Origin of the sequence: Pseudomonas sivasensis, assembly GCF_013778505.1 — a bacterium.
GTDB classification, from domain to species: domain Bacteria; phylum Pseudomonadota; class Gammaproteobacteria; order Pseudomonadales; family Pseudomonadaceae; genus Aquipseudomonas; species Aquipseudomonas sivasensis.
In genome coordinates, this window is the sequence record NZ_JAAOWU010000007.1 from 58,537 (window position 1) to 76,272 (window position 17,736).

The window sequence follows — 17,736 nt, forward strand, 5'->3', positions numbered from 1 at the left end:
AGCTTCGGAAAAGCTGCTTTTCTTTCAACGATGTCATGGAGCGTCACCAATGCAGAACACCTACATCTCTTCGCTGATTTTCGCCGTTCTTACAACCCTCTCCGTCGCCAGCACCGCGGCCCCTTCCATCAAGCCTGAAGCCCCAACCCCTATCAGCGCTCAGATGGCCAAGGCCGAGCAATCCTCCAAGGTCAACCTTAACGCCGCAGACGCCGAGACCCTGCGTCGGGATCTGTTCGGTATTGGCGCTGCCAAAGCCAAGGCAATCATCGCCTACCGCGAAAGCAATGGCCCATTCACGGCGGTGGATGAGTTGCTGGAAGTGAAGGGTATCGGCAAGGCGCTGTTGGAGAAGAACCGCGACAGGCTGGTGATCAACTAAACCCCAAGGGGCCGGTCATTGATCGGCCTCTTTCTTCTGTGAGTTCCGCGCTTCACGTTCCCCCGCACCACGTCTATGTTCCACCTCACCAATTGTGGGTCTTAGACTCTCCTGGCAAGGACTTATGCGCCTACCAGTGTCGACATCTTCCCCAGCCTCTCTGCGCCGCAACGCCCATCTCCCAGCGCCGTTTCAATTTGCTCAAGTCTTACGTCGATAGGGTTCGTTATCGCACTGGGCTGGTCGCTCAGATCTATCTCGGAAAACATTGTTGGCAGCGGGAAGCCGTGGTCCGGGGGAGGACATGTGCCGTTCCGACAGGTAGTTGTCGACAAATGCATCCAGCGGTCTTTGCTGACTGAACAGGTTGTCGCGATGGGCGTCCAGGTCCGCAGCTGATCTGTGAAGGCCGGGCGCTTCCTTGATGATGCATGGGTGAATTTGGGTTTTGTGGTGTTGTAAATAACGTATACGGCGGCCCCAGCCACAGGCTGGCATTTTAACCAACCTTAACTTTTTATACCCAGATCGCCCGTTCTGGAGGTTGGCATGAAACGTGATTACCTCCAGACAGAAGATTGTTCAACAATCATGAGGCGATGATGACACCCAATATGTCTTTAGCAGACCAGATTGCTTTGGAGCTGCGTGCCGACATCATCAGCGGGCGGTTATTGCCGGGTATGGCCCTGGTCGAGGCGGATTTGGTCACTGCCTACAGTGCGTCGCGCAATACGATTCGCGAAGCCCTCCACCGTTTGGGGCAGGAGGGCTTGACCCGTTATGTGCGCAACAAGGGTGTGATGGTCCGGCGATTGGAGCGGGAGGAAGTTCGCGATCTGTTTGTTGTCCGCCGCACACTGGAATTGCAGGCCATCGCACAAAGCAAAGCGTTGACGGACGATCAATCTGAACGCATGCAAAACGCCATCGACGCCACCACCCTGGCCCGTGAGCGCGAAGATTGGCGTGCCGTGGCCACCCACAGTTTGTTGTTCCATCAGCACATCGTCGGGTTGATGCGCAGCCCCTTGTTCGATGAGTTTTTCGCCCGGGTCATCGCCCAGCTACGCCTCGTGTTTTGTGCGGCGCCCGATGAGCAGCGTTTTCAGTCACCTTGGCTTGAGCGTGACCGCGAGATTTACGCGTTATTGGTCCAGGCGAATAAACCCGCGGCAGGGGAGGCGATGAGCTTGTACCTGGAAGATTCCGAACGCCTGTCGTTGGCGTTGTTTACCCACCCCTGATCGAGGATTTGCACCATGTACAAAGATTATCCGGCCGCTTATCAGGTCAGCAAAGGCTCGGCGCTGCAGGTCGACACGGCGTTTTACGAGCGCATTCGTGACCGGGCGGATCAACGCACCTTGATCGAACAGTTTGAGGTGCCTATTCGAACAGGCAGGGCCTGGAAGGTGCCGGCGGGGCATGTGTTTCGTGTTACTACGCCAGTGGGGCCGCAGGTGGGTGACTTTAATGTCTGGAACGCCCACGACCCGCGGGAACGTCTTTGGGCGGCGCGCACCCGCCAATTGCAGGGCGCCCATGTCAGCACCCATGACCGACTGTGGTCGAACCTGCCGTTTCTGCGACCGTTGGTGACCATCACCGATGACAGCCTGGCCAGTTATGGTATCGACGAGCACGGCGGGCGCCTCCACGACTTACTCGGCACGCGCTGCGATCCCTACGTGAACCGGATGCTGACCGGTGAGGATTTCCATCACCACTGCCATTCGAACCTCACTCGCGCGGTGCTGCCCCACGGTCTTACGGAATTCGACGTGCATGACGTGTTGAATATTTTCCAGTGCACCGGCCTGAATCACGACGACATGTACTTCATGAAGGCGTGTCCGGCGCAGAAGGGTGATTACCTGGAGTTCTTTGCCGAGATTGATTTGCTGTGTGCACTGTCGACCTGCCCGGGTGGAGATCTGTCGCTGCCGATGTGGGGGCCGGACGCACAGGATCCGCTGACGGTATGTCGTCCGCTGGGCGTCGAGATCTACAAGTTGGAGGATCAATTGCTGAGCGGCTGGAGCCAGCCGGAGCGTGCTGCCTACAAAGGGCAGCACGGGTTGCATATTGCCAAGGCGGATTGGGAGTAAGCCTAACTAGCGATCCTGCGAATCCTTGGCGTCCGCCTGGGCGTTGCGTTCGGCCACGCGTTTGCGTTGCTCGTCGGTGAGTTCCACCTTGTTGGCGCTGTCTCGCAGCAGCATCAGCCCACCGACGATCGACCCAATCGCGACCACCATAATCAACCACGCATACCACGGCATAAGGCTCTCCTTGAGGCAGATTGCTGTGGGAGAATTTTCCCACGGTAATAACTGCTTTGAGTTACGGGCTTTCTGAGTAGTTCAGTGTAAGCCCGTTCTGCCTCGTAAACCTTAGAGCCCAGTCAACATTGCGTCCGCTGGCGCATCGGCACGGTCTTGTGCGGTCAGTTGGAAGTAGATGAAACCTACCGCCATAAAGCCCAGGAAGATCAAGCCGATGAGTGTGTTGAACCACGCCATGGCCACCAGGCACACCACCGCCAGCACCAACGCAATGCCTGGCACGATCGGGTAACCCGGCGCGCGGAAGGTGCGTTCCAGCAGCGGTTCGGTTTTACGCAGTTTGAATAGGCTGAGCATGCTCATGATGTACATGACGATGGCGCCGAAAACCGCCATGGTGATCATCGCTGCAGTCAGAGTCATGCCGCCCAGGTTGATCAGACCGTCGCTGTAGATGGCGGCGATGCCGACCACACCGCCGGCGATGATGGCCCGGTGCGGTGTCTGAAAACGCGACAGTTTGGCGAGGAAAGACGGTAAGTAACCGGCGCGAGCCAGGGCGAAGAACTGGCGCGAGTAGCCTAGGATAATGCCGTGGAAGCTCGCTACCAGGCCAAACAGGCCGATCCACACCAGCATGTGCAACCAGCCGGAGCTTTCGCCCACCACGGTTTTCATGGCCTGCGGCAGCGGGTCGTTGATGTTCGACAGGGTGCGCCAGTCACCCACTCCGCCGGCAAAGAACATCACGCCCATGGCCAGGATCACCAAGGTCAGGATGCCGCTGATGTAGGCCTTCGGAATGGTGCGCTTCGGATCCTTCGCTTCTTCAGCCGCCATGGCTGCGCCTTCGATGGCAAGGAAGAACCAGATCGCAAACGGAATTGCGGCAAACATCCCGGCAATCGCTGGGGCGCCAAAGGTATCGGAACCGGCCCATCCATTCAGGGCGAAATTACTGAAGCTGAATGCCGGGGCGACCACGCCCATAAACACCAGCAGCTCTGCGACGGCGAGCACGCACACGACCAGCTCAAAGGTCGCGGCGAGTTTCACGCCAAGGATGTTCAGGCCCATGAACACGATATAGGCACCGACGGCAGCGTGCTTCGGGTCCAGCGCAGGGAACTGCACATTCAGATAAGCGCCGATGGCCAAGGCAATGGCAGGTGGCGCGAAGACAAATTCGATCAGGGTGGCAAGACCGGCGATTAAACCGCCTTTCTCCCCAAATGCACGACGGCTGTAGGCAAACGGTCCGCCAGCATGGGGAATCGCGGTGGTCAGCTCGGTGAAACTGAAGATAAAGCAGGTGTACATTGCGGCGACCATCAACGAGGTCACCAGGAAGCCCAAGGTTCCGGCCACGCCCCAGCCATAGCTCCAGCCGAAGTATTCACCGGAGATCACCAGCCCGACGGCAATGCCCCATAAATGCAGGGTGCCTAGGGTGGGTTTGAGTTGTGTGTTCATGTGCTGCTCCCTGAACGGTTTGGAATGATTCAAGGTGTTGCAGCGGCCATGCCAGCTTGAGAATCATTGTCGTAAAGGCGCGCAACTGTCGTCTGGGGGATGGTTTGGCGTTTGAAATTTGCCGGTGTCGCACCAGATAGGTGCGGCGGTGACGGTGCCGACGCTATCGGGAGCAAGCCCCTCCCACAGGTTGACTGGCGCTCGGCATGACAACTCGGTCAAGTGTGGGAGGGGGCTTGCTCCCGATAGCGCCCGCCCAGACGCTGGAAGCCCGCAGTGTAAAACCCGCATAAAGCCACTCTTTACGCCTTCTTTACGCCCCGCCCGTACCCTCGCACTCGTTCCTTTACGCCACTCCTGCGGACAATTGCCCCACACGCGGCACTCGCCGCTGAACGGAGAGACTTCCATGAGTGTTCTGGACGGAGTGTCACTGCTATTGGCCGTGGCGCTGTTTATTTATCTGCTGGTTGCGCTGTTACGCGCGGATCGGAACTAGGAGCTGGCCATGCACAGTTATGACTATTGGCTGATCATCGCCTTCTTTGCCGTGGTATTGGTGCCGGCACCGTTCCTGGGGCGGTTCTATTACAAGGTGATGGAAGGCCAGCGCACGTGGCTGAGCCCGGTGCTCGGGCCTGTCGAAAAAGCCTGTTATCGCCTGTCGGGTGTCGACGCGCAGCAGGAGCAGAGCTGGCAGAAGTACATGCTGGCGTTGCTCGCATTCAACCTCGCGGGTTTCCTGCTGTTGTTCGCGATCCTGATGTTCCAGGACTATCTCCCGCTCAATCCGCAGAAATTGCCGGGGCAGGAGTGGACGCTGGCCTTCAACACTGCGGTCAGTTTCATGACCAACACCAACTGGCAGTCCTACAGCGGTGAGGCGTCACTGAGCTACCTCAGCCAGATGGCTGGCCTGACGGTGCAGAACTTCGTCAGTGCGGCCACTGGACTGGCAGTTCTGGTCGCTTTGTGCCGTGGGATCGGTCGCAAATCTGCCCAGACATTGGGGAATTTCTGGGTCGATATGACCCGCGCTACCCTCTACGGCCTGTTGCCGTTGTGCCTGGTGCTGGCGTTGTTCCTGGTGTGGCAGGGCGTGCCGCAGACGTTCGCCCATTACGTTGATGCCGTGACGATGCAAGGCGTGGATCAGGTGATCCCCCTGGGCCCGGCGGCCAGCCAGATCGCGATCAAGCAATTGGGCACCAACGGCGGTGGTTTTTTCGGCGTCAACTCGGCGCATCCCTTTGAAGACCCGACTGCCTGGGCCAACCTGTTTGAGGTAGCGTCCATCATCCTGATCCCGGTGGCGTTGGTATTCACCTTCGGCCATTACGTCAAAGACCTGCGCCAAAGCCGCGCCATTCTTGGCTGCATGCTGGCGCTGTTCCTGATCGGCGGCGCGACTTCACTGTGGTCCGAGTATCAGCCCAATCCGACCCTGAACAACCCGGCCGTAGAGCAAACCGCGCCGCTGGAAGGCAAGGAAGCGCGCTTCGGCACCACTGGCACGGTGCTGTGGTCAGTGACCACCACCGCGGCGTCCAACGGTTCGGTCAACGGCATGCAGGACAGCCTCAGCCCCCTCAGCGGGATGGTGGCGCTGGTCAACATGATGGTCGGCGAAGTGATCTTTGGCGGCGTCGGCGCCGGTATGTACGGGATGTTGCTTAACGTGTTGATCGCGGTGTTCCTGGCTGGCCTGATGATCGGCCGTACGCCGGAATACCTGGGCAAGAAACTCCAGGCCAAGGAAGTACAGTTGCTCGTCGTGACCTTGCTGGTGATGCCAGTCGGCGTGCTCGTGCTCGGCGCCATTGCCGCCAGCCTGCCAGGCCCGGCCGGCGCTATCAGTAACCCTGGTCCCCATGGCTTCAGCCAGTTGCTTTATGCCTACACCTCCGCCAGTGCCAACAACGGCTCTGCGTTTGGCGGCTTCAGTGCCAACACGCCGTTCCATAACCTGATGCTCGGCCTGGGCATGCTGATCGGTCGCTTTGGCTACATCCTGCCGGTACTGGCCCTGGCCGGCAGCCTGGCGATGAAAAAGAGCGCACCGATTGGCCAGAACAGCTTCCCCACCCACGGCCCGCTGTTCGTGACTCTGTTGACCGTAACCATCTTGCTGGTGGGCGGCCTGACTTTCCTGCCGACGCTGGCGCTGGGTCCGATCGCTGAACACTTGAGCATGGGCTTCTGAGAAGGGATATGAACATGAATATGCCTGCAAAAAACGCGGCCCCGGTCAAACCCCAGGAGCCTGCCAAAACCGCTATCTCTGCTCTGTGGCGCCCGGCGCTGGTCCAGGCGTTCGTCAAGCTGGACCCGCGCGAACTGAAACGCTCGCCGGTGATGCTGGTGGTCGAACTGACTGCGATCCTCACCACGGTGCTGTGCTTCGTGCCCGACACTTCCGTGCCGACCTTCGTTGCCGTGCAGATCGCCGTGTGGTTGTGGTTCACCGTGCTGTTCGCCAACTTCGCCGAAGCCTTGGCCGAAGGGCGAGGCAAGGCTCGCGCCGACAGCCTCAAGGCAGGCAGTGAAGGTCTGAGTGCTCGGCGCAAGGAAGCCGATGGCAGCTTCAAGGTCGTGCCGGCCACCAGCCTGCGTAAGGGTGATGTGGTGCGGGTTGCTGCAGGGGAAATGATCCCCGGTGACGGCGAGGTGATCGAAGGCATCGCGGCGGTTAACGAAGCGGCGATCACTGGCGAATCCGCCCCGGTGATCCGTGAGTCTGGCGGCGACCGCTCGGCCGTCACCGGCAACACCCGGCTGGTCTCGGACTGGCTGATGATTCGCATCACCGCCAACCCCGGTGAGTCCACCCTGGACCGCATGATTGCCTTGGTAGAAGGTGCCAAGCGCCAGAAGACCCCCAATGAAGTCGCGCTGGATATCCTACTGATCGGCCTGACGCTGATCTTCCTGCTGGTGGTCGTAACGTTGCAGCCGTTCGCCCACTTCGCCAATGGCAGCTTGCCTTTGGTGTTTCTGGTCGCACTGCTTGTGACGCTGATTCCCACGACCATTGGCGGCTTGTTGTCGGCCATCGGCATTGCCGGCATGGACCGCCTGGTACGCCTCAATGTGATCGCCAAGTCCGGCCGTGCTGTGGAAGCAGCCGGGGACGTACATGTGTTGCTGTTGGACAAGACCGGCACCATCACCTTTGGTAATCGCCGGTGTGCGGCGGTGGTCGCGGCGCCCGGCGTCAGCGGCCGCGAGGTGGCCGAAGGCGCGCTGTTCGCGTCCCTGGCGGACGACACGGCGGAAGGCAAATCCATCGTTGAATACCTGCGCGCCTTGCACCCTCAGGCCGAGCCTTCCCAGGACGAGTTGACCGCCGTGCCGTTCAGCGCTGAAACCCGCTTGTCCGGCGTTGACTACCAGGGCCGCGTGTACCGCAAAGGCGCGGTGGATTCGCTGCTGGCATTTATCGGCCAGCAGCGTCAGGACCTTGCACCTGCGCTGTCGCGGGAAATCGACAAGATCGCCCAGAGCGGCGGCACGCCTTTGCTGGTGTGCGCCGATGGCAAGCTGCTTGGTGCGATTCATTTGAAGGACGTGGTCAAGCCCGGCATCCGCGAACGTTTCGCCGAGCTGCGCAAACTGGGCATCCGCACCGTGATGGTCACTGGCGACAACCCGCTGACGGCTGCTGCGATTGCCGCTGAGGCGGGCGTGGATGACGTGCTGGCCGAAGCCACGCCAGAGAAAAAGCTCGCACGTATCCGTCATGAGCAGAACGACGGGCGCCTGGTGGCAATGTGCGGCGACGGCGCCAACGACGCCCCGGCACTGGCGCAGGCCGACGTGGGCATGGCGATGAACGACGGCACTCAAGCCGCCCGTGAGGCCGCCAACATGGTGGACCTCGACAGCGACCCTACCAAGCTGCTGGACGTGGTGCAGATCGGCAAGGAATTGCTGGTGACCCGTGGCGCGCTGACCACCTTTTCAATCGCCAACGATGTGGCCAAATACTTTGCGATTCTGCCGGCGCTGTTTGCCTCGATCTATCCGCAACTGGGCGTGCTCAACGTCATGCACTTGCAGAGTCCGCAGAGCGCGATCCTGTCGGCCATTGTGTTTAACGCGTTGATCATCGTGGTGTTGATCCCGTTGGCATTGCGCGGTGTGCGCGTGCAGGCAGCGAGTGCAGCGGCGTTGCTGCGGCGCAACCTGTTGATCTATGGCTTGGGTGGGTTGTTGGTGCCGTTCGTGGGTATCAAGGCCATCGACATGCTGTTGACCGCCCTGCACCTCGTATAAGCCAGACCTTGTAGTGAGCGGGCTTGCCCCGCGCAGGGCTGCGAAGCAGCCCCACTGCGACCAAGGTCGCTGTATCCAACGAATTGAGGAAACTGAAATGTCCAACATCATCCGTCCAGCCCTGAGCCTTTTAGTGCTCATGACCCTGATCACCGGCGTCGCCTACCCATTGGTGGTGACCGGCGTCGCCCAGGTGGCATTCCCCGATCAGGCCAACGGCAGCCTGGTACGCGACGCCGATGGTAAGGTGCGCGGGTCCAGCCTGATCGCCCAGGATTTTACCGGCGACAGCTGGTTTCACCCGCGTCCATCGGCGGGCGCCTTTGCGACGGTGTCCAGCAGCGCCAGTAACCTTGGCCCGAGTAACCCAGCGTTAGCCACCCGCGTATTCGATGACGCAAATAAACAGCTGGTGCCAGGTCAGGGCCCGGTACCTTTGGCCTCGCTGACTACCTCTGGCAGCGGTCTTGATCCACACTTGCCACCCCAGGCGATTGCCTATCAACTGGTGCGGGTAGCGGCGGCGCGGAATGTGCCGGTGTCGACCTTGCAACGGCTGTTGGATGAGCACATCGAAAGCCCATTGGTGGGGCCACCGGTAGTGAATGTACTGGCGCTGAACATGGCGCTGGAAAAACTCTGATCCCACAGTTGATCTTCACTTGCCCGATTACATCATCACCTGAAGGACACTGCCCGCATGAGCGACTCCGGCCGCGCCGATGCCCTGCTAGCCGATCTACCCCGTAATGGTCGTGGCCGGCTCAAAGTCTTCCTCGGTGCCGCACCCGGCGTAGGCAAGACCTACGCCATGCTGCAGGCGGCCCACACCCAACTGCGCCAAGGCGTCAAGTTGGTCGCCGGTGTGGTGGAAACCCACGGCCGCGCCGAGACCGAAGCCTTGCTCGCCGGCCTGCCACAGCAACCGTTGCTGCGCAGCGAATATCGCGGTGTGATGCTCGAAGAAATGGACCTCGACGGCTTGCTCGCCGCCAAGCCCAAGCTGGTGCTGGTGGACGAACTGGCCCACAGCAACGCGCCCGGCAGCCGCCATGAAAAGCGCTGGCAAGATATTCAGGAACTGCTCGCTGCGGGCATCAACGTGTTTACCACGGTCAACGTTCAGCACTTGGAAAGCCTCAACGACCAAGTGCGCGGGATCACCGGCGTGCAGGTGCGTGAAACGCTGCCGGACTGGGTACTGCAAGAAGCCGACGAACTGCTGCTGATCGACCTGCCATCCCGCGAGTTGCTGGAGCGCCTGCGCGACGGCAAAGTCTATGTCCCGGAACAGGCCCGTGCGGCCATCGATGCGTTTTTCACCCAGACCAACCTGATGGCCCTGCGCGAGCTGGCGATGCAGACCGCCGCAGCCCATGTCGATGACGACTTGGCCCAGGGCTATCGCCAGCTCGGCCAGGCCGCGCCGGCGGTGCGCGGCCGCTTGTTGGTGGGTGTGGATGGCGACGCGCAGGCCGAACGCCTGGTGCGGCATGCCAGTCGTGTGGCGCAGCGTCGACATTTGCCGTGGAGCCTGGTGCATATCGATAACGGCCGGGCACGGGATGAGCAGTCGCGTCTGCGCCTGCAAAACGCCCAGCAGTTGGCCGAACGTCTCGGCGGGGAAGTCGTGTTGCTGCGGGCGGGGGAGGTGGCCAAGACCTTAATCCAGCACGCCGGCGAACGCCGCGCCAGCCTGGTGTTGGTGGGACAGTCACGGATGCGCTGGCGCCGTCGTTTATTCGGTGGAGGCCTGGCGGCGCGTTTGCTGCGCAATGCGCGCGGCTTGGAAATCAACGTGCTCGACAGTGACGATATTCCCGCGGCGCCGCGCTTGCCGCAGGTGCGCGGGCTGGTGTGGTTCGACTACTTTTTGGCAGTGGTGGCGACGGTGATTGCTGCCGGCGTGGCCTGGGCGGTGTCCAGTGTGTTGCCGTTGCCGAATATCTCGCTGGTGTTTCTTGCTGCCGTATTGCTGGTCGCGGTACGCAGTAGCCTGGGGCCGTCCCTGGTCTGCGCGGCTTTATCATTTCTGACCTACGACTTCCTGTTTATTCCGCCGAATTTTTCCTTCTCCATCCAGCGTGAAGAAGATGTGCTGACCCTGCTGTTCTTCCTGCTGATGGCAGCGCTCACCGGCAACCTCGCGGCGCGCCAGCGTCGACAGTTGCAGGCGTTGCGCGATACCCAGGAGGAAACCAGCGAGCTGCTTGACCTGTCACGCAAACTCACCGCCGCCACTGACCGCCAGGCCGTGGTCAGCGCGGCGGCCCATCACCTTGAAGGTTGGAACGACCTGGACCTGTGCCTGGTCAATCGCGATGGACAGGGTGGTTGGAAGATCGAAACCGGCGGCCCGCTGACCTTCAGCGAAGCCGAACGCGCCGCCGCCGATTGGGCCTGGCAACATGACCAACCCGCGGGCATGGGCACCGGCACGTTGCCGTTTGGGCGCTGGTGGTGGTGGCCGTTGTCGGGCGAGGAAGGTCCGCTGGGCTTGCTCGGTGTCAGTGCCAAACCGGGCCAGGCGTTGAGCGGTCAGCGCCGCCGCTTGCTTACTGCTCTGAGTCAACCTCTGGCCCAGGCCCTGGCCCGTGCGCAGTTGGCGCAGGAGCTAGAATCCGCACGCCTGCACGGCGAAACCGAGCAACTGCGCAGTGCCTTGCTTGCGTCGGTGTCTCACGATTTGCGTACGCCGCTGACGTCCATGCGCGGCAGTATCGACAGCCTGCTGGCGTTGGGTGAAGCCATTCCCCTGGAGGACCGTCGCGAATTACTGGAAGGCACGCGTGATGAAGCCGAGCGCCTCGATCGCTATATCCAGAACCTGTTGGACATGACTCGCTTGGGCCATGGCGCTCTCAAGCTGGCGCGTGATTGGGTGTCGCCGGGCGATATCGTCGGCAGCGCCCTTGGCCGTTTGCGTGCGGTACTGGCGCCATTGCAGGTGAGCACCGAGGTGCCGCCTGAGTTGCCGTTGCTGTATGTGCATGCGGCGCTGATCGAACAGGCGCTGGTCAATGTGCTGGAGAACGCCGCACGCTTTTCACCCCCTCAGGGACGTTTGCAATTGAGTGCCGGCGTGTCGGATAAGCAACTGTTTTTCGCGGTAGCCGATGAGGGGCCGGGCATCCCCGAGGATGAGCGCGCGAAGATTTTCGATATGTTCTACACCGCTGCGCGCGGTGATCGGGGCGGGCAGGGCACCGGCCTGGGTTTGGCGATCTGCCAGGGGATGGTCGGGGCGCACGGTGGGCATATCAGCGTGGCCGATGGCATTGAAGGGCGCGGTACCTGCATCACCTTGTTCCTTCCATTGCCTGCACAGCCTGGCCTGGAGCCTGAGTCGTGAGCTACCCTCTTTTCTCCACGGATTTTGATGGGACACCATGAGCCAGACCGCGACGATTTTGGTCATTGATGACGAACCGCAGATCCGCAAGTTCTTGCGCATCAGCCTGGCCTCTCAGGGTTACAAAGTGATTGAGGCGGGCACCGGAAACGAAGGCTTGGCCCAGGCGGCCTTGAGCAAGCCGGACTTGCTGGTGCTCGACCTAGGCTTGCCTGACATGGACGGCCAGCAAGTGCTGCGTGAGTTTCGCGAGTGGTCGACGGTGCCGGTATTGGTGCTGTCGGTGCGCGCCAGCGAAGGGCAAAAGGTCCAAGCCCTCGACGGCGGCGCCAATGACTATGTGACCAAGCCTTTTGGAATCCAGGAGTTTCTCGCCAGGGTTCGCGCGCTCCTGCGCCAGGCGCCCGCAGGTGAGGCGCAGGAAGCGGCGTTGAGTTTCGGCCCGCTGACGGTCGATCTGGCCTATCGCCGTGTGCTGCTGGACGGTGTCGAAGTGGCGCTGACTCGAAAGGAATATGCCGTGTTGGCGCAGTTGGCGCGGCACTCGGGACGGGTGATCACCCAGCAGCAACTGCTCAAGGATATCTGGGGGCCGACCCATACCGAGGACAGTCACTACCTGAGGATTGTGGTGGGCCATCTGCGCCAGAAACTGGCGGACGATCCGACTCAGCCACGCTTTATCGTGACCGAGGCGGGGGTCGGGTATCGGTTGTTAGGCGGTTAGAGTCTGGCGCCTGTCGAAGCACTCAGGGCTGTTCACTTTCATAGCGGTCCAACGTATCGCTGGCAATTTCGCGCCCCAAAGCGATCAACTCCGGCGCCTTGTAGAACTCGAAAAACCGGCACACCCGCTTCGGCACGTTGATCAATACATCCGGCGGATAGCCCGCAATTTTGTACTGAGCCAATGACGTCTGCATCACTTCAAAACTCTGGTTGATCAGATCCAGCAACGACGCCGGCCCCACGTTATCAATGATGAACGAACCGGTCGCCGACTTCGGCGCCCCGGGTTTTTCCGGCGCAGCGGCGGGTTGTTGGGACTCGGGCTCAGCCGAATCCAGCCAAGGGTTGATGTCGGCCGCCTGGGCCTGCAACGCTTCCTGCTCCAGCTTCATTAACTGCTCGGCTTGCTTACGACGAAACGGCAGGTGCGAGCCGAGTGATTTCGCCAAGCTGTTGAAGCGGCTCTTGAACGCCGGCGGACGTTGGATCACCGGCAATTGGTAGTGTTTCTGGTTGGTGGCGTTGAGGTTGACTGCGATGATCAAGTCGCAATGGCTCGACACCACCGGCACGATAGGCAGTGGGTTAAGCAGGCCGCCGTCCACCAGCATGCGGTTACCTTGCATCACTGGGGTGAACAGGCTGGGAATTGCGGCCGAAGCGCGCATGGCCTGGTGCAGACAGCCTTCCTGAAACCAGATTTCCTGTTGGTTGGTGAGGTCGGTGGCCACGGCCGTGTAGGGAATGCGCAGCTCCTCGATATTGATCTCGCCGACGATCTTGCGGATCTGTCCGAAGACCTTCTCGCCACGAATCGCTCCCAGGCGAAAACTCACGTCCACCAGACGCAGCACGTCGAGGTAATCAAGGCTTTCAATCCAGTTTCGATACTCGTCCAGCTTGCCCGCGGCGTAGATCCCACCCACCACCGCGCCCATGGAACAGCCAGCGATACAGGCAATGTCATAGCCGCGCCGTTCAATTTCTTCGATCACTCCGATATGGGCGTAGCCCCGGGCTCCACCGGAGCCCAGCACCAAGGCAACACGTTTCTTCATGGTCCATATCCTTTGATCGGCAGGTCCTCACAATGCACCCATTGAGGGGGCCGCTTCAATCTTCGCTGAACTGCGTAATATTTTTCCAGAATAGCGAGTAGGCTCGGGTATGCTCTGGCAATAGGTACTATCGATTTCAGGCTAAGGACAAGGCACTTTTTGTTGTAGGCAACGTCTACAACCGTACGACTGTTTTTCTTTATTTTGAGGTGTCATTGATGAAAGCCTGGATGTGTGTGCCTGTGATTCTGTTGGCCCTGGCCGGTTGTGCCGGGAAAACCGCTTACCGCGATAGTTGCGGCGCGCAATTGGACGCTGCCTGGAAAGAACTGGACCTGGCCAAGGCCGAAGGGTTCGCCGGTACCGTCAGCTATTCCAAGGCGTTGTCCCTCTTGACCGGTGCGAAGACACAGCAACAGTTTGAAGCGTTTGAAGGCTGCTCCAACAAGGCTGAGAAGGCACGGTTCTATATTCGTGAGTCGCGCGCCGGGCGTTGAGCCATGGGCAGCAAGTAGGATTTTTCATCAAAAGGCGGGGGCAGGATGTCAGCGTTGGTTGATCAGTTAGTCGCTCAGGTCATTGGCCTGGAAGTAGGGTTGCTGAGCTGCCAGGCTCGCCTCGCCGCCGTCACCGACGATGAAGCGCTGCATGACTTGCGCACCACCGTGCGGCGCCTGCGCAGCCTGTTGCGACCCTTGCGTGGGTTGCCAGGCGTCGAACAGCTCGAATTGGCTGCCAGCACCGTTGGCCGATTGACCACCCCCCTGCGTGATCGTGAAGTGCTGGCTGCTTATCTGCATCAGCATGGTCATCACGAAGCGGCAGATCGGCGTCTGCGCCTACAGCCCGATGCGTATCGCCAGGTAGCGCAAAGTCCGGAGTTGGCGCACTTGCTGCAGATTCTGGATGCTTTCCCACGCTTTATTCGCGCCTCCCAACATCAGAAATTGCTCAAAGGCCTGCGCTCGCGCATCGAGAAGCGGCTGGCCAAGCAATGGAAAACCCTCGGTGAAGCCCTCAAGGATCCCGGCCATGATCGCCACCGTCTACGTTTGTTGATCAAGCGCGTGCGTTATGCGGCCGAGGCGTATCCGGAACTGGACAAACTGCCCGCCAATGCCATGTCGCGCCTGAAGAAAGCCCAAGGTGCCCTGGGCGATTGGCATGATTGCTGGCAGTGGTTGGCCCAGGCTGAACATCAAGCGGATCTGCAACCGTGTGTGGCGGTATGGCACAAAACCATGGCTAAAGCCGAGGGACAGGCGGATCGGGTGCTGGACAAGCTCAGCGCGGATTGTTTCTGAATCGGTCCGGTTTTTGGCCGGAATAGGCGCTGTACCTCACCTGCACGATGGTTAAGATCCCTCATCTGTTTCCTTTGACCTGAGGTCGCCATGCGCTTTAGTGATTTGCTCGACGCTGCCCGTAGCCACCCGCTGGATGTCACCATCCCCGCCGAATGGGCCCAAGGTCGCGCGACGTTTGGCGGGCTGGTCGCCGCTTTGCAATACGAAGCACTGCGTGCCCAAGTGCCTGCGGATCGACCATTGCGGTCGTTGGCAATAACCTTCGTGGGGCCGGTGGCGCCCGATGTGCCCGCCAGTTATCAAGTCGAAGTGTTGCGCGAAGGCAAGGCAGTCAGTCAGTTGCTAGGCCGCGTCGTTCAGAACGGTGAAGTGGCGACCCTGGTGCAAGCCAGTTTTGGCGCATCCCGTGAGTCAGAGATAGATGTGGCAAGCGACGCGGCGCCGGTGTTCAAACACTGGGACGAGTGCCAGGAGTTGCCCTATATCAAGGGTGTGACGCCTGAATTTATGCGTCACTTGGCAATGCGCTGGAGCGTTGGCGGCCTGCCATTCACCGGTAATAAGTCCCGCGAAATGGGGGGCTGGGTTCGCTTGCGTGGGGATGTGAAAGAAGAGCCGTTGACCGAGGCGCATATCCTCGCCCTGGTCGACGCCTGGCCACCGGCATTGCTGCCGCACCTGAAGAAACCGGCACCGGGCAGCACCCTGACCTGGACCATCGAATTCATCCAACCGTTGCAGGATCTGACCACCCTCGATTGGTGCCAGTACTGCGTCAACATCGAACACGCCCGCGACGGCTACGGCCATGCTGCCGCTGCGCTGTGGAGCCCTACCGGCGAGTTGATTGCTATCAGCCGCCAGACTGTTGTGGTATTCGCTTAAGCATCAGTGCAGATGGCGCTGGCGCCAGGCGCGCCACCTGCCACTGCTTGACACAACGCGCGCAGAGGTCACGAACTGCTCAATTACCAGGCGCTCACCGCATGTTTGCGGTCACTGAACGGCTGACTCGCCTGGGCTTCCAGGCTGTGACCATGACGCTGCAATGCCAGGCCGGCCAGAATGCCGACTACGCCAACGGCGAAACTGGCCAGGCTCAGACTAAAGGCCCCAGAAACGATCAACAGAAAGCCAACGATAAACAGCGGCACGGCGATCAGGTTCAAGGCCAGGTTCGTTGGGTGCTGGTGCGTCTGCGGGTAGCTATGCCATTGCCAGGCGGGGAGATTGGGATGACGTTTGCCCATGATGGTGATTCCTCTGTCCGTTGAAACAACATGGAGAGAGTTTAGGTGGGGGCGGGCGCGTGGGCGAATTGGGGCTCGCTATGGGGCTCATAGCCAGTCCTACAGTTTCAATTGCCCAATCGCCTTGCTCAACTCCCCTGCCAACGTCGCCAGTTCATTGCTGGTCGTTGCCGAATCCACGGTTTGTTGCACGGTGTTCTCGGTCACATCGCGGATACTGACCACTGCGCGGTTCATCTCTTCGGCCACATGGCTTTGCTGTTCGGCGGCAACGGCGATTTGAGTGTTGCTTTCACGCATCTGCGCCACGGCACCGGTGATTTCGGCGAGTGCGGCACCGGCTTCCTGGGCTTGTTGCACGCAGTCGTCGGCCTTGAACGAGCTTTCCTGCATAAAGTCCACCGCGTCGCGGGTACCGGCTTGCAGCGCCGAAACCATACGGGTGATCTCGTCGGTGGAGCTTTGCACGCGCTTGGCCAGATTGCGCACTTCGTCGGCGACCACTGCGAAGCCACGGCCCATTTCTCCAGCGCGTGCGGCTTCAATGGCGGCGTTGAGGGCGAGCAGGTTGGTCTGTTCGGCGATGCTGTGAATCACGCTGACCACACCGTTGATTTTCTGGCTGTCTTCAGCAAGCTTCTGGATCATTACGGCAGTTTGTTGCACGCCGCTGGAGAGTCCGGCAATCGAGTGTCTTACCCGAGTCACCACTTCCTGGCCGCTACCGGCGAGGGTGTCGGCGGATTGGGACAAATCTCGCGTGGCGCCAGCATGTTGGGCGATGTGGTAGACGGTGGCGGTCATCTCGTTGATGGCCGTGGCGGCCTGGTCGGTTTCGCTTTGCTGGCCGAGCATGCCGTGCTGCACCTCATTCATGCTGCTGGCCAGACGTGCAGCGCCTTCGTCCAGTTGCCGAGCGGTGCGCGCCACGGTGCTGACCACTCGCTGGTAGCCAGCCTGCATGGCATTGAACGCGCTGGCCATCTGGCCGACTTCATCCTTGCAGGCCAGGGGGACGCGGGCCGACAGGTCGCCGGTTTTCTCCACGTGCAGCATGACATCCTTGAGCGTGTTGAGCTGACTGAGCAGGAAGCGGATCAGCAGTTGCGAAGCGCCAAGCATCACAAGCATCAGGATTGCGACAGCCACAGCGTAATTAGCGAAGCGGTCACTGAAGACCTGGCTCAAGCTTGGCGCGTAGGCAAGTACGCCAATGTATTGCCCATCCGGCCGTGTAATGACTTCAGCGCCTATCAATGGATTTTCGCCAAACAGCGGCATGTGATTGAGTTCGACCCAGCCGGTGGTGGTGCTCAGGGCTGACAGATCCAAATCGCCCAACTGTGGGACTTGGCCTCGGGAAAACGTCAGCCAATGCGCGTCCTTGGGGAGCGGCTGGTTGGTTGGCCAGGCCCCCAGCAATCGGCCCTGGGCCTGCGCCGAAACCTGGGAGGCTGTGCTGCGCGCTTGTTGTTCGAGTTGCACGGCGTACAGCACCAGCAGCAGTGTGGTGATGAAGGCGACCGCGTTGACGGCCCAGAATTTGTACTTCAGCGAGATATTGCTAAGCCAGGCACCCATGGAAGGTTTTCTCTGATAGCGGAAACAGCATTGGCAAGGTG

Annotated in this window: 16 protein-coding genes and 1 pseudogene; 12 read left to right on the forward strand and 5 right to left on the reverse strand. The window is 60.4% G+C overall.

Annotated features, from left to right (window positions below):
* Window positions 1–49 precede the first annotated feature (49 nt).
* The 3 genes from G9Q84_RS13975 to G9Q84_RS13985 all read left to right on the forward strand — a co-directional run bounded on the left by G9Q84_RS13975 (window position 50) and on the right by G9Q84_RS13985 (window position 2,493).
* Complete coding sequence (locus G9Q84_RS13975; protein ID WP_181643556.1) at window positions 50–382, forward strand: ComEA family DNA-binding protein; 333 nt, start codon at window positions 50–52, stop codon at window positions 380–382.
* Window positions 383–984: 602 nt separating this feature from the next.
* The gene (locus G9Q84_RS13980; protein WP_099601447.1) at window positions 985–1,629 is read left to right on the forward strand and encodes a GntR family transcriptional regulator; all 645 of its coding nucleotides are present in this window, start codon (window positions 985–987) and stop codon (window positions 1,627–1,629) included.
* A 15-nt stretch (window positions 1,630–1,644) separates the two neighbouring features.
* Complete coding sequence (locus G9Q84_RS13985; RefSeq protein ID WP_095184206.1) at window positions 1,645–2,493, forward strand: urea carboxylase-associated family protein; 849 nt, start codon at window positions 1,645–1,647, stop codon at window positions 2,491–2,493.
* Between the two features lie 6 nt (window positions 2,494–2,499).
* On the opposite strand, the gene G9Q84_RS13990 is transcribed toward G9Q84_RS13985, so the two are convergent.
* Both G9Q84_RS13990 and eat read right to left on the reverse strand, forming a co-directional pair.
* The gene (locus G9Q84_RS13990; protein ID WP_181643557.1) at window positions 2,500–2,667 is read right to left on the reverse strand and encodes a DUF2897 family protein; all 168 of its coding nucleotides are present in this window, start codon (window positions 2,665–2,667) and stop codon (window positions 2,500–2,502) included.
* A gap of 111 nt (window positions 2,668–2,778) precedes the next feature.
* Complete coding sequence (eat, locus tag G9Q84_RS13995) at window positions 2,779–4,143, reverse strand: ethanolamine permease (RefSeq protein WP_095184207.1); 1,365 nt, start codon at window positions 4,141–4,143, stop codon at window positions 2,779–2,781.
* Window positions 4,144–4,552: 409 nt separating this feature from the next.
* On the opposite strand from eat, the gene kdpF reads away from it, so the two are divergent.
* The 6 genes from kdpF (at window position 4,553) to G9Q84_RS14025 (ending at window position 12,497) form a co-directional block, all read left to right on the forward strand.
* On the forward strand, window positions 4,553–4,642 hold the full coding sequence (gene kdpF, locus G9Q84_RS14000) for a K(+)-transporting ATPase subunit F (protein WP_003218754.1): 90 nt from the start codon (window positions 4,553–4,555) through the stop codon (window positions 4,640–4,642).
* 9 nt (window positions 4,643–4,651) lie between these two features.
* Entirely contained in the window at window positions 4,652–6,346 is a 1,695-nt protein-coding gene (gene kdpA, locus G9Q84_RS14005) for a potassium-transporting ATPase subunit KdpA (RefSeq protein WP_032888953.1), read from the forward strand.
* Between the two features lie 14 nt (window positions 6,347–6,360).
* On the forward strand, window positions 6,361–8,418 hold the full coding sequence (gene kdpB / locus G9Q84_RS14010) for a potassium-transporting ATPase subunit KdpB (RefSeq protein ID WP_177326448.1): 2,058 nt from the start codon (window positions 6,361–6,363) through the stop codon (window positions 8,416–8,418).
* A 97-nt stretch (window positions 8,419–8,515) separates the two neighbouring features.
* Window positions 8,516–9,061, forward strand: a complete 546-nt coding sequence (kdpC, locus tag G9Q84_RS14015; protein WP_095184208.1) for a potassium-transporting ATPase subunit KdpC — start codon at window positions 8,516–8,518, stop codon at window positions 9,059–9,061.
* Window positions 9,062–9,118: 57 nt separating this feature from the next.
* Window positions 9,119–11,770 carry a sensor histidine kinase gene (locus G9Q84_RS14020; RefSeq protein WP_122680138.1) on the forward strand — a complete coding sequence of 884 codons (2,652 nt, stop codon included), beginning with the start codon at window positions 9,119–9,121 and terminating at the stop codon, window positions 11,768–11,770.
* Between the two features lie 37 nt (window positions 11,771–11,807).
* Window positions 11,808–12,497, forward strand: coding sequence for a response regulator (locus G9Q84_RS14025; protein ID WP_032888961.1), 690 nt, complete (start codon window positions 11,808–11,810; stop codon window positions 12,495–12,497).
* 22 nt (window positions 12,498–12,519) lie between these two features.
* On the opposite strand, the gene G9Q84_RS14030 is transcribed toward G9Q84_RS14025, so the two are convergent.
* On the reverse strand, window positions 12,520–13,557 hold the full coding sequence (locus tag G9Q84_RS14030; protein WP_181643558.1) for a patatin-like phospholipase family protein: 1,038 nt from the start codon (window positions 13,555–13,557) through the stop codon (window positions 12,520–12,522).
* Between the two features lie 218 nt (window positions 13,558–13,775).
* On the opposite strand from G9Q84_RS14030, the gene G9Q84_RS14035 reads away from it, so the two are divergent.
* The 3 genes from G9Q84_RS14035 to G9Q84_RS14045 all read left to right on the forward strand — a co-directional run bounded on the left by G9Q84_RS14035 (window position 13,776) and on the right by G9Q84_RS14045 (window position 15,749).
* Window positions 13,776–14,054: a hypothetical protein gene (locus G9Q84_RS14035; protein ID WP_032888964.1), complete on the forward strand. Its 279-nt coding sequence runs from the start codon at window positions 13,776–13,778 to the stop codon at window positions 14,052–14,054.
* Window positions 14,055–14,099: 45 nt separating this feature from the next.
* Complete coding sequence (locus tag G9Q84_RS14040) at window positions 14,100–14,861, forward strand: CHAD domain-containing protein (RefSeq protein ID WP_095184210.1); 762 nt, start codon at window positions 14,100–14,102, stop codon at window positions 14,859–14,861.
* Window positions 14,862–14,951: 90 nt separating this feature from the next.
* Window positions 14,952–15,749 (forward strand): acyl-CoA thioesterase, encoded by a 798-nt coding sequence (locus tag G9Q84_RS14045; RefSeq protein WP_095184211.1) that lies wholly within the window; start codon window positions 14,952–14,954, stop codon window positions 15,747–15,749.
* A gap of 3 nt (window positions 15,750–15,752) precedes the next feature.
* On the opposite strand, the pseudogene G9Q84_RS14050 reads toward G9Q84_RS14045, so the two are convergent.
* Window positions 15,753–16,114, reverse strand: a pseudogene (locus tag G9Q84_RS14050) (terminase).
* Between the two features lie 99 nt (window positions 16,115–16,213).
* Complete coding sequence (locus G9Q84_RS14055) at window positions 16,214–17,695, reverse strand: methyl-accepting chemotaxis protein (protein WP_122680135.1); 1,482 nt, start codon at window positions 17,693–17,695, stop codon at window positions 16,214–16,216.
* Window positions 17,696–17,736: the final 41 nt, after the last annotated feature.

Excerpts from the sequence above, each read along its gene's own strand:
- G9Q84_RS13975 (WP_181643556.1), top strand. The coding sequence starts at position 50 with ATGCAGAACACCTACATCTCTTCGCTGATTTTCGCCGTTCTTACAACC.
- G9Q84_RS13980 (WP_099601447.1), top strand. The coding sequence starts at position 985 with ATGACACCCAATATGTCTTTAGCAGACCAGATTGCTTTGGAGCTGCGT.
- G9Q84_RS13985 (WP_095184206.1), top strand. The coding sequence starts at position 1,645 with ATGTACAAAGATTATCCGGCCGCTTATCAGGTCAGCAAAGGCTCGGCG.
- G9Q84_RS13990 (WP_181643557.1), bottom strand. The coding sequence starts at position 2,667 with ATGCCGTGGTATGCGTGGTTGATTATGGTGGTCGCGATTGGGTCGATC.
- eat (WP_095184207.1), bottom strand. The coding sequence starts at position 4,143 with ATGAACACACAACTCAAACCCACCCTAGGCACCCTGCATTTATGGGGC.
- kdpF (WP_003218754.1), top strand. The coding sequence starts at position 4,553 with ATGAGTGTTCTGGACGGAGTGTCACTGCTATTGGCCGTGGCGCTGTTT.
- kdpA (WP_032888953.1), top strand. The coding sequence starts at position 4,652 with ATGCACAGTTATGACTATTGGCTGATCATCGCCTTCTTTGCCGTGGTA.
- kdpB (WP_177326448.1), top strand. The coding sequence starts at position 6,361 with ATGAATATGCCTGCAAAAAACGCGGCCCCGGTCAAACCCCAGGAGCCT.
- kdpC (WP_095184208.1), top strand. The coding sequence starts at position 8,516 with ATGTCCAACATCATCCGTCCAGCCCTGAGCCTTTTAGTGCTCATGACC.
- G9Q84_RS14020 (WP_122680138.1), top strand. The coding sequence starts at position 9,119 with ATGAGCGACTCCGGCCGCGCCGATGCCCTGCTAGCCGATCTACCCCGT.
- G9Q84_RS14025 (WP_032888961.1), top strand. The coding sequence starts at position 11,808 with ATGAGCCAGACCGCGACGATTTTGGTCATTGATGACGAACCGCAGATC.
- G9Q84_RS14030 (WP_181643558.1), bottom strand. The coding sequence starts at position 13,557 with ATGAAGAAACGTGTTGCCTTGGTGCTGGGCTCCGGTGGAGCCCGGGGC.
- G9Q84_RS14035 (WP_032888964.1), top strand. The coding sequence starts at position 13,776 with ATGAAAGCCTGGATGTGTGTGCCTGTGATTCTGTTGGCCCTGGCCGGT.
- G9Q84_RS14040 (WP_095184210.1), top strand. The coding sequence starts at position 14,100 with ATGTCAGCGTTGGTTGATCAGTTAGTCGCTCAGGTCATTGGCCTGGAA.
- G9Q84_RS14045 (WP_095184211.1), top strand. The coding sequence starts at position 14,952 with ATGCGCTTTAGTGATTTGCTCGACGCTGCCCGTAGCCACCCGCTGGAT.
- G9Q84_RS14055 (WP_122680135.1), bottom strand. The coding sequence starts at position 17,695 with ATGGGTGCCTGGCTTAGCAATATCTCGCTGAAGTACAAATTCTGGGCC.